This is a genomic window from Ruegeria sp. SCP10, assembly GCF_040329495.1.
Classification (GTDB): domain Bacteria; phylum Pseudomonadota; class Alphaproteobacteria; order Rhodobacterales; family Rhodobacteraceae; genus Ruegeria.
The window spans coordinates 1-10,279 of record NZ_JBDZYF010000026.1 but is presented as its reverse complement, the minus strand read 5'-3'; the positions used below and the strand labels follow the sequence as shown (position 1 = coordinate 10,279).

General features: G+C 58.1%; 14 protein-coding genes and 1 pseudogene. 11 read left to right on the top strand and 4 right to left on the bottom strand.

Annotation, left to right across the window (positions count from 1 at the left end; genetic code table 11):
* The first annotated feature begins 9 nt into the window (after positions 1–9).
* Entirely contained in the window at positions 10–153 is a 144-nt protein-coding gene (locus ABLN87_RS21610) for a helix-turn-helix domain-containing protein (protein WP_353014152.1), read from the top strand.
* Between the two features lie 212 nt (positions 154–365).
* Here the strand turns inward: ABLN87_RS21610 and ABLN87_RS21605 are convergent, their stop codons facing one another.
* The 4 genes and pseudogenes from ABLN87_RS21605 to ABLN87_RS21590 form a co-directional block, all read right to left on the bottom strand.
* Positions 366–689 (bottom strand): hypothetical protein, encoded by a 324-nt coding sequence (locus ABLN87_RS21605; protein ID WP_353014150.1) that lies wholly within the window; start codon positions 687–689, stop codon positions 366–368.
* Positions 690–788: 99 nt separating this feature from the next.
* On the bottom strand, positions 789–1,307 hold the full coding sequence (locus ABLN87_RS21600) for a hypothetical protein (RefSeq protein ID WP_353014154.1): 519 nt from the start codon (positions 1,305–1,307) through the stop codon (positions 789–791).
* 176 nt (positions 1,308–1,483) lie between these two features.
* Positions 1,484–1,963, bottom strand: a pseudogene (locus ABLN87_RS21595) (inorganic diphosphatase); the annotation flags it as partial.
* A 157-nt stretch (positions 1,964–2,120) separates the two neighbouring features.
* Positions 2,121–2,573, bottom strand: coding sequence for an NUDIX domain-containing protein (locus ABLN87_RS21590; RefSeq protein WP_353014148.1), 453 nt, complete (start codon positions 2,571–2,573; stop codon positions 2,121–2,123).
* A 365-nt stretch (positions 2,574–2,938) separates the two neighbouring features.
* On the opposite strand from ABLN87_RS21590, the gene thiD reads away from it, so the two are divergent.
* The 10 genes from thiD to ABLN87_RS21540 are packed head-to-tail and all read left to right on the top strand — an operon-like array spanning position 2,939 to position 10,072.
* Positions 2,939–3,718 carry a bifunctional hydroxymethylpyrimidine kinase/phosphomethylpyrimidine kinase gene (gene thiD, locus ABLN87_RS21585; RefSeq protein WP_353014146.1) on the top strand — a complete coding sequence of 260 codons (780 nt, stop codon included), beginning with the start codon at positions 2,939–2,941 and terminating at the stop codon, positions 3,716–3,718.
* Complete coding sequence (locus tag ABLN87_RS21580; RefSeq protein WP_353014144.1) at positions 3,715–4,695, top strand: FAD-dependent oxidoreductase; 981 nt, start codon at positions 3,715–3,717, stop codon at positions 4,693–4,695. Before thiD ends, ABLN87_RS21580 begins: the two co-directional genes overlap by 4 nt.
* A complete protein-coding gene (gene thiS / locus ABLN87_RS21575) occupies positions 4,673–4,870 on the top strand; it encodes a sulfur carrier protein ThiS (RefSeq protein WP_353014142.1) in 198 nt (65 codons plus the stop codon). Before ABLN87_RS21580 ends, thiS begins: the two co-directional genes overlap by 23 nt.
* A 1-nt stretch (position 4,871) precedes the next feature.
* Positions 4,872–5,642 (top strand): thiazole synthase, encoded by a 771-nt coding sequence (locus tag ABLN87_RS21570; RefSeq protein WP_353014140.1) that lies wholly within the window; start codon positions 4,872–4,874, stop codon positions 5,640–5,642.
* Positions 5,639–6,235, top strand: a complete 597-nt coding sequence (locus ABLN87_RS21565) for a thiamine phosphate synthase (protein ID WP_353014139.1) — start codon at positions 5,639–5,641, stop codon at positions 6,233–6,235. Before ABLN87_RS21570 ends, ABLN87_RS21565 begins: the two co-directional genes overlap by 4 nt.
* Positions 6,232–7,188: a HesA/MoeB/ThiF family protein gene (locus ABLN87_RS21560; RefSeq protein WP_353014137.1), complete on the top strand. Its 957-nt coding sequence runs from the start codon at positions 6,232–6,234 to the stop codon at positions 7,186–7,188. The genes ABLN87_RS21565 and ABLN87_RS21560 overlap by 4 nt, the downstream gene beginning before the upstream one ends.
* Positions 7,189–7,198: 10 nt before the next feature.
* The gene (locus tag ABLN87_RS21555; RefSeq protein WP_353014136.1) at positions 7,199–8,137 is read left to right on the top strand and encodes an ABC transporter substrate-binding protein; all 939 of its coding nucleotides are present in this window, start codon (positions 7,199–7,201) and stop codon (positions 8,135–8,137) included.
* Positions 8,134–8,802, top strand: a complete 669-nt coding sequence (tenA, locus tag ABLN87_RS21550; RefSeq protein WP_353014135.1) for a thiaminase II — start codon at positions 8,134–8,136, stop codon at positions 8,800–8,802. Before ABLN87_RS21555 ends, tenA begins: the two co-directional genes overlap by 4 nt.
* Positions 8,799–9,422: an ATP-binding cassette domain-containing protein gene (locus ABLN87_RS21545; RefSeq protein ID WP_353014134.1), complete on the top strand. Its 624-nt coding sequence runs from the start codon at positions 8,799–8,801 to the stop codon at positions 9,420–9,422. Before tenA ends, ABLN87_RS21545 begins: the two co-directional genes overlap by 4 nt.
* Entirely contained in the window at positions 9,419–10,072 is a 654-nt protein-coding gene (locus tag ABLN87_RS21540) for a TenA family protein (protein WP_353014132.1), read from the top strand. The genes ABLN87_RS21545 and ABLN87_RS21540 overlap by 4 nt, the downstream gene beginning before the upstream one ends.
* Positions 10,073–10,279: the final 207 nt, after the last annotated feature.

Here is a 10,279-nt window from a genome sequence, read left to right as displayed (position 1 = left end):
GGCAAGGGCATCTACAAAGGGCGGAAGAAATCCGTCGATGATGATGCAATCCGGCGATTGGCAAGACAGAGCGTTGCCAAGGCACAGATCGCGCGAAAGCTGGGGGTTTCACGGATGACCGTTTATCGGGCGCTCGTCGATGCTGAAATCTGAACCTGCCATTCGTCAGTCGTGCCGCGGCTTCGAAGAAAAAGCCCAACTTGAGAGTTCATTTTTTGCGACGCAAGCAAGCAGCACGAAAATTGCTGTTAGTTCTCTGTTGTAGAGACCGCGGTGCGGCGGCAAGATCAGTCTTTGCCGCGCATCCCAGCAAGCATCTGACGGGCAAGAGGTAAACAAGTGACCGGCTCGCGCCGGTCGGTTGTTTAGTTGTCTTTTTCTCCGCTCGATTGATGAGGCGCAGGCCCTCTTGGACAGTGATGGGGATCCAACTCTTTGTGTGCTTCGCGCTTCGCTTGCACACGTGCGGCAAGACTTTGGTGTGCGGAGCCGTGCAGGTCGAAAAAGGCATCCATGGGATCAAGCGGGTCGAGCTCTCGACGATTAATCGAAGCGTGATATAGGGGACCTCCTTCCAAAAGCATGGCATATGTCACCTTGTCGACCGGAACAACGGCGCAACGCAGGCTGGGCGCGTCTTCGTTAACGAGCAATGAGTTGTCGATAGGGCGGCCAAGTCTTTCCTGCATGGCATCACGGCTCCGGGCGGAAAGGTTGGCGTTACTAATTATGGCCGTCCCTACGTCGATACTGTTCGTAGGGCTTCCGAATGGTGCGCCATCACTAAGCTAGAGGATGTGAACGCCCTCGAAGACCTCCTTGCTTTGGGCTATGAAATCATCAAGTGCCGCAGGCCTTCCCTGAAAGGCGGCGATGTGCTCCAACGCCTCGCCAATTACCAATTGTGGCAGGTTGCCACGATTTGGCCATATATTGAATCCGTAGTCGATCCAATTTGTGAGCTGCGTCATACGGATAGGACCGTGCGCGGGAACCTCCCACGGTATCATCCTGTCAGGCGCATTGAGTACGAGGCAGCGTTCATTTTCGATGTCAATCCCGATTTTCAGTAGACGGTCGAGAATTGCGTGTTCGTCCACCCTAGCTTCGGCGATTACAACCTTGGTGCCATCCGCTCTTTGAAACTGAATGGTTTTGAGGTCTTGTGCACTCAGGCCAGCCACGTTTTCCACCTCGTGGTTCTCATGATCCACGAAACTAGCGACAATGCCGGAATTGCTTGCCTGTTTAAGCCAGACACGGTCGTCGGATGCTGTGAAGACCTTGGCCGGAGACGATCTGGCCATATTCTGGGTGTGGGTTTTTGTCGCTCGAAGAGTTTCCGTACGGTCTGAATGTCTTCCACATATTTGGTGGGCCCAAAATGTTTTGGTGGCGGAGGAACAAAGACATGCTGGAATTGCTGATACGCACGAGCTGTCTCGACGCTCAAAGGGCCTATTATGGAGCTATATCGCTTCTGACCTTTCGAGATAGCATTCTTTGCGGCGGCTGCGTTACCCCAACCGGTCAAAGCTAACGGTGCCATCCGTTTGTACGAACGAAAGAAGGTTTCGATCGCATCCTTGGTACTGCATCTCGAACCCGCCCCACGCTGGATCAGAGGGAGATCATCGATCTGTTGGATGTGTTCCCATATCTGACCCGAGGGCAATGCGATGATTTTGTCATCCCGCATTTCCCAGTCATCGTGGGTTTTGAGTATGCTTAGCGGGCGAACGGCGAGCACGTCACCAGCCTTCCTATTTTGCGGCATCGGTTCGAAGACAAGTAGGTCTAGTGCTTCACCCTCGTCTCCGATCGTTTCTGGGACACATCCGTAGTGCCTGTGGATTTGCAAAGGGGGATCCGCCTCCCGCGCGGCAATGACCTTCCCAGAGCCAAGATCGACCTCTAGTTTTTGAGTCATCGCATCGGTTCTTGGAATCTCTGACGATGGCATTAATGATTGTCGGAGCATGATCCCCAATTGAAAATTGGTTTCGTAACATACGATTGCGTTTCGCAATTTTTTGTTTGGCAGCACACATTGGTTGGCCTTCTTGGAGACTTCACAGTGTCTGCAGGATTGCTCCAATGGCAAGGGCGATACGTCATCTTTAGAATATTGAGTGTTGCAAGGAGAGTCTTCGAATCTGTTCGAAACCCGCCTCGCGAGGCTCCCAAAAAACCGAGCGGATAATCTCGGGGAAAACGTGCCCGGCCGGCAATGCGTTCTGCGCAAACCAGCCGGCCTCAGTTACCGCCTCCTCCAGGGCCGGGTTTAAAGCCGTATCAATCTCCCCACTGAGATAGTCCGCGACGAACCAGAATTTCACCATGCGTCCGCTATCATCGATCAACTCGTCGATGTAGGCGAGTTGCTTTGGGTGTACCATAACCCGTGTTTCTTCGAAGGTTTCTCGGGCAACGGCAGCCTCAAGCTCTTCCCCATCGCCAACGCTGCCACCAGAAGGTGCCCAGAAATCAAAGCGTCCGGGAACAGTATGTCGAGCCAACAAAAGCCGGTTGCTTCTCAGGACAGGCGCTCCGACCGCGATGTGATGTTCCATGGATCGCCTTTCCTGTGTCCGTTTGCCTTAAGCTAGCATCTTTCAAAGGAACTGTTGCATTAATCAGGGTATATGGCCAGTTCAGCCGGGTCCCGTTTTTTCGTATCGCGTATCCTTTTCTATAGGGATTGTTGCACAATTCGGGCTCTCTGGGCATCTCGTCGGTGCAGCATTGACGAATCCACTGCAACAATTAGTCTGTAACTACTTATGTTTTGATGCCAGTCCCGGGCTGAGGTGCGTTTTGGTGCAAACCTATTGAACCTAATCAGCTCAGGATCGGCGGAGTAAACAGTGAGGGCTGGTATGGAAAATTCTATTTTTCCGGTACCTGTCCTGTTCGAAGAAATTAAAGGATCGGTATCGTGATAGCCAAAGCTTTAACGATCGCAGGCTCGGATTCGGGTGGTGGCGCAGGCGTACAGGCTGACTTGAAATCATTCTCTGCGATGGGGGTCTATGGCGCGTCCGTTGTCACCGCTATTACTGCCCAAAACACGCAAGTTGTTACGGCCATTCATGCTGTGCCGGATGATATTGTAGCAGCGCAAATCAAAGCCGTCTTGGACGACATTGACATTCATGCCATCAAGATTGGAATGCTGGGGACACCTTCGTTGATTAAGGCCGTTGCCGAAGCGCTCAGCAACTTTTCGGGTTCGGTCGTGCTCGATCCTGTGATGGTCGCGAAGTCAGGTGATAAACTTTTGACCGACAGTGCTATTGACGCCCTAACAACACAGCTGATCCCGCGCGCAACTTTGCTCACCCCAAACTTGCCCGAAGCTGAAAGTCTCGTTGGAGCCGGGACACTCGCAGAACAATCCGCCCGGCTGTTCGATCTCGGAGCGCAAGCCGTCTTAATGAAAGACGGGCACGCCGACGGGGCGACATGCGTCGATGCACTGGTGACACGCGATGCAACGCATCAGTTGTCTGCGCCTCGTATACAAACCGGCAATACTCACGGCACAGGATGCTCGTTCTCGTCCGCGATTGCCGCATGTCTTGCACAAGGTCTGACCTTGAAGGCCTCCGTCGTGCGTTCGCATCACTGGTTGCATCAGGCAATCGTGCAGGCGGATACGCTGGAGGTCGGGCACGGTCATGGCCCTGTTCACCACTTCCACGCGCTTTGGGCATGAGTAATGCGTTCACCATACTGGGCGGCGGTGTCTGCGGCCTCGCTATGGCGGCAGAGCTGTCTTCGCGCGGCGCACAAGTGACTCTTTTTGATCTCAATGGTGCTCCCGGTGAGCACGCTTGCTCATGGTGGGCCGGTGGCATGTTGGCACCCGATTGCGAGGGGGTCGGCGCAGAGCCAGAGGTTGTGCGGCAAGGCCGCATGGCCGCTGATTGGTGGGAACGCCATGGAGCAGAGGTCTCGCATAAGGGAACACTCGTGGTTGCTTTGGAACGCGATCAATGCGAATTGACCACCTTTGCCCGCCGTGCGCCAAGTGCCCGGAGCTTGGACCGCAAGGCGATAAACACGCTTGAGCCGCATTTGGCGAATCACTTCGCCAAAGCGCTCTTCATTAATGCAGAGGCTCACCTTGATCCGCGTGCAACCCTGATGGCCCTTCATGCGCGGCTCGCTGAGAACGGGGTTGTCTTTGATGATCACATCAACGGTCAAATCATCGATTGCCGAGGGCTTGTAGCGAACGACACCTTGGCAGACCTGCGCGGGGTCAAGGGTGAGATGTTGGTGGTGCGCTGCAGGGACGTATCACTTTCCCGCCCTGTGCGACTGCTCCACCCGCGCTTTCCGCTTTACATCGTGCCGCGCGGGGATGGGGTCTTCATGCTGGGTGCAACCCAGATCGAAAGCAGCGATCGCAGCCGCGCGACACTGCGCTCAGTGATGGAGTTGATGAACGCGGTTTACGCGCTTCATCCTGCCTTTGGCGAAGCCGAACTGCTGGAAATCGGCGTTGACGCACGCCCGGCTTTTCCTGACAATCAACCGCGCATTCGGCATCTGAGCGATCGCATCTGCGCAAATGGTCTGTTTCGGCATGGGTTCATGCTTGCCCCTGCACTGGCGCGCATGACAGCTGACCTCGTTCTTGAGGGTAAAACACCGGAGGTTTGGTATGAAGATCATCGTGAACGGTGAGGCCGTGCACACCGCGTCACCAACCCTGGCGGCTTTGCTGGCCGAATTGGGCAAAGGCGATGCAAAGGTTGCCACGTCCCTGAATGAGGCGTTTGTGCCCAAGGCGATGCGCGACACGCAGGCCTTGGCCGATGGCGACCGAATTGAAATCGTTGCCCCAAGGCAGGGGGGCTGAGATGCCCACTTTCTATGGAAAAGAGATTGCGTCGCGTTTGATGCTGGGGACGGCGCAATACCCCTCACCTGCCGTTTTGGCCGATGCTTTTCGAAGGTCGGCTGCCGGGATTGCAACGGTCTCCGTCCGGCGCGAGGCCGGTGGCGAACAGGCGGGGCAGGATTTTTGGGCGTTGATCCAAAAGCTCGGTGTCGCGGTACTGCCCAATACCGCCGGCTGCTACTCTGTCCGCGAGGCCATCACCACAGCACAGATGGCCCGCGAATTGTTTGATACGAACTGGATCAAGCTGGAGGTCATCGGCCATGCGGACACGCTGCAACCCGACCCTTTCGGTCTTGTTGAGGCGGCGGGGCAGCTCACCGATGATGGCTTCGAAGTCTTTCCCTATTGCACCGAGGACCTGGTGCTGTGTGAACGTCTTGTCGAGGTGGGCTGCAAGGTATTGATGCCCTGGGGCGCACCGATTGGCACGGGGCTCGGGTTGAACAATATCTACGGGCTGCGCAGCCTGCGCGCACATTTTCCCGAAATTTCACTGGTCGTTGATGCGGGCCTTGGTCTGCCGTCGCAGGCCGCCCATGCGATTGAACTGGGATATGACGCGGTCTTGCTAAACACCGCCGTCGCGAAGGCCGGTGATCCCGCGGCGATGGCCGAGGGGTTCGCGTGCGCGGTTGAGGCTGGAGCGCTGGCCGCCCATGCCGACCCGATGGAGCCGCGCGATATGGCGGCACCGTCGACCCCCGTTCTGGGGAAGGCGTTTCTATGACCCTCCCACGCTTCTACCCCATCTTTGATGATGTTGCCTTGCTGCGACGCTTGCTGCCTCTGGGGATCAAGCTTGTGCAGCTCAGGATCAAGGATGAACCCGATGACATTGTCGGGGTGCAACTGGCCGAGGCCCGCGATCTCTGCCGCGCGCAGGGTGCCGTGCTGGTTGTCAACGATTACTGGCAGCTGGCCATCGAATTGGGCTGCGACTGGGTGCACCTGGGGCAAGAGGATCTGGATGTTGTTGACATAGCAGCAATCCGCAAAGCGGGGTTGAAGCTGGGTGTCTCGACCCATGATGACGCAGAGCTTGACCGCGCCTTGGCCCTTGCCCCCGATTATGTGGCGCTTGGCCCTGTCTATCCCACCATCCTAAAGAAAATGAAATGGCCTCAGCAGGGCGTCGAGAAATTGACGATCTGGAAAGAGCGCATCGGCGACGTTCCTCTAGTTGCGATCGGCGGGATGAGTGTTGAACGTGCGTCCGGTGCTTTTGCCGCCGGGGCCGACATCGTGTCTGCGGTGACGGACATCACTTTGAATGACGACCCCGAAGCGCGCGTCCACGCGTGGCTGGAGGCTTGCGCATGAGCCGCTATGCCCGCCAAACCGCAGTCCTTGGGGCTAACGCGCAGCCGAGGCTGGCCGATGCCCGGGTTCTTGTGATCGGGGCTGGTGGATTGGCAGCCCCGGGCCTGCCATATCTTGTGGGCGCTGGCGTGGGCCATATTCGGCTGGTGGATGCGGATGTGGTGAGCCTCAGCAATCTGCACCGCCAGACGCTGTTTCGCGAAACGGACCTTGGCCAGCCCAAGACAGAGGTGGCAGGGCGCCGCCTTGCCGATCTTAATAGTGACGTGCGGATTGAGGCGGTCTCGACCCGCATGGACCCTTCCAATATTGCGGCGTTTTGCGAGGATGTTGATCTGGTTCTGGACTGCGCCGACAGCTTTGCGGTCAGCTATATCGCGTCGGATCATTGCCTTCAGACGGGCCAGCCGCTGATCAGTGCCAGCGTCGTAGGCTCAGACGGATATGTCGGCGGCTTCTGCGGTGGCAAACCGGGCCTGCGTGCGGTATTTCCTGACCTGCCCGACCGGCTTGGGTCGTGTGACAGCGATGGGGTTCTTGGCCCCAGCGTAGGTGTGATCGGCAGCCTGCAAGCGGACATGGCACTGGCCGTTCTTGTTGGTGATCGTGCACCACTCGGGCAGCTGGTCACCTATGACGCGCGCAGCCTACGCTTTGGCGGCTTTCGCTTTGACAGCGCCCCCGATCCTGCGCCCAACCCCGCCTTTATCGCGCCCTGTGACATTGCCGCGGAAGACTTTCTGGTGGACCTGCGCGGAAGCGATGAGGGCGGTCCGCCGCTGCCCGACGCCATCCGATCCACCGCTGCTGCGTTCGGTGCGGGCGGGCCCGCACCCACGCACCACATGCGCGTCGTTTTGGCCTGTCGGAGCGGGCTGCGCGCCTGGCAGGCGGCCGAGCGGCTTTCGCAACACTGGCAAGGGGACATCAAGCTCCTTGCATTGGGAGACTAAGGAGACCCACATGAGAGTTCTTTTGACAACCGCCGCAGCATTGCTGATTGCGGCCCCAGCCTATGCACAGGACAAGATGACCGTGCTGTTGGATTGGTTCATCAACCCCGATCACGGCCCGATCATTGTCGCCGAAGAGCTTGGGCTTTTCGCCGATCAGAACCTTGAGGTCGAGATTATCCCGCCCGCGGACCCATCCGCCCCGCCAAAACTGGTCGCCGCGGGGCAGGGGGACATCGCCGTCAGCTATCAGCCCAGCCAGCATTTGCAGGTCGCCGAAGGCCTGCCGCTGCTCCGCGTCGGCACGCTGGTCGCCACGCCGCTGAACTGTCTGCTGGTCCTCAAAGACGGGCCCATTCAAGAGATCAGCCAGTTGTCAGGTGCCAAGATCGGCTTTTCGGTCGCGGGTGTGGAAGAGGCCGTGCTGACAGCGATGCTGGGCAAGCACGGTGTCAGCCTTGATGAGGTTGAGATGGTCAATGTCAACTTCTCGCTCAGCCCCTCGCTGATGTCCGGTCAGGTGGATGCGGTGATCGGCGCCTACCGGAATTTTGAGTTGAACCAGATGGAAATCGAAGGGGTCGAAGGCAAGTGTTTCTATGTCGAGGAAGAGGGTGTACCAACCTATGACGAGCTGATCTATGTCGCCAATCCCGAGCTGATGGACCGGAATCAGGTCCGCCGCTTTCTGCGCGCGACCGAACTGGCGACCCAGTACATCGTCAACAACCCCGATGCGTCATGGGAGCTTTTCAAGGGCTATGCGCCGGAACTGGACGATGGTTTGAACGCGAAAGCATGGGTCGATACGTTGCCCCGCTTTGCCTTGCGTCCCGAAGCGCTGGATGAAGGCCGCTATACCCGGTTTGAACAGTTTTTGGCCGACAGTGGTTTGGTCGAGGGGACGCGACCCGTTTCAGCACTTGCCGTCGATCTGGGTGCAGAATGAGCTACGGAGTGGTCTTTGAGACTTGGCGGGGGGTGACCCCCGCCTGGTCTGATTGCACGGAACATGCATTTGTGCGTGGCCTTGAGGATGGAACATTGCCACCAGCGGCGTTCCTGCACTACCTCAAACAGGATTACGTTTTTCTGATCCACTTCTCGCGCGCCTGGGCGCTTGCCGTCACAAAGGCGGACACGGTAGCGGAAATGCGGTTGGCCGCAGGCATGGTGAACGGTTTGATCAACGAAGAAATTGCTTTGCACACCAAAATCTGCGCCGAAGCTGGGATTGATGAGGCGACACTCTTTAAGATCGAAGAACGCGCCGAAAATCTGGCCTATACGCGTTATGTGCTGGATGCGGGCTATTCGGGTGATCTGCTGGACCTGCTCGCGGCCCTGGTACCCTGCGTCATGGGCTACGGCGAAATTGGCCGTGCGCTTGCGGCGTCCAAGACGTCCGACACCTATGCCGACTGGATCAACACCTACGCCGGTGAAGACTACCAACAGGTCTGCCGGGATGTCGGCACCCTGATCGATACGGCGGTGCAAAGCCGACTGGGGGAAGACCCGCAATCCAGCCCGCGCTGGTCCAGACTTCAAAAGCGGTTTGCGACGGCAACAAGATTGGAGGTCGGTTTCTGGGACATGGGGCTGACCCCGTGACACAGGCTGTGCGGCTCAGCGGGTCGGCCCGCATTGGCGGCGCGCCAATCTTCTCGCACCTTGATCTGACCGTGGAGCCGGGCAAATGGACCTGCTTGTTGGGGGCCAGCGGGGTTGGCAAATCCACGGTGCTCAAGCTCTTTGCCGGGCTGGCCGATGCGGTCGCGTTTCAGGGTGACATCACCGATCCGGGCCGCGTCGCCCTGATGGCGCAGCAAGACCTGCTTTTGCCCTGGCTCAATACATTGGACAACGTCATGATCGGGCCTCGCCTGCGCGGTGATACCCCTGACAGAGACCGTGCAATGCAGCTTTTGGAAAAGGTTGGTCTTGAGGATCGTCCCCTCGTCCTCCTTGATGAGCCGTTTTCTGCCCTCGACGCGCTTACACGTCTGCAGATGCAGGACCTGACCGCGTCGCTTCTGAAAGGGCGGACTGTTCTGCTTGTGACTCATAACCCGTCCGAGGCCGCTCGGCTGGGCGAGCACATCAAGATCATGACCCCGTCACAGCTGATCGACATTCCCAGACCCGGCGGCACAATTCCCCGTCCTGTCAATGCGCCGGACGTCGTTGCGACGCAAACCAGACTTCTCAATGACCTCAGGAGCCCAGAATGAGCGCCACAGAAACCCTCCGAGCGCTGGCCGACGACGACTGGCACGCCGCCACCTCTCATGCGTTCACCGATGCCCTTGCAGATGGGACGCTTGGGCGCGACACGATGGCCGGATACCTGCAACAAGATTATCTTTTTGTTGAAGGATTTGTGCGGCTGCTTGCCTCCGCCGTGACCCATGCACCCCGTCTGACGGATGCGGTGCCGGGTGCGCGGTTCCTTGGGCTGATCTGCGGGCCGGAGAACACCTATTTCCTGCGCGCGTTAGAGGCGCTTGAGGTGCCGCAGGCTGAAGAGGCCGCCCCCGAAACCCGCGCCTTCCAGGACCTGATGGACGACGCCCGCTGCTCGGGCCGATATGAAATAATGCTATCAGTGCTTGTCGTGGCCGAGTGGATCTACCTAGACTGGGCCGCGCCGTTTGAAGATAAGGCCAATGACCTGCCGTTCTGGCTCGGTGAATGGATCACCCTTCATGCGGGCGCTGGTTTCGAAGGGGTCGTCGCCTATCTGCGCGCGCAGCTTGATGCCGTCTGGCTGGGTCTTGATGACAACGCCCGCGCAGATGTCGAGGCGACGTTTACCAAGGCCGTCGCCCTCGAACGCGCCTTTTTCGATGCGGCATGGGCCGGGTTCCCAGTTGCGCGATGAGCGGCTGGCGTGCAGGGCTGGCGGCGACGCTTGTCGTTGTTGTGCTTTGGAAGGCAATTGTCTGGATCACCGGCGTGCCCCGCTTCATTCTACCGCTTGTCTGACGTCAGCACCAATGGGACAGTTTAAGTCGATTTGATAAGAGAGGGTTTCTGGCTCATCGTAACCGCCAAGGAGTGGAGATGAGTAAGAAACCCGGAACCAAGC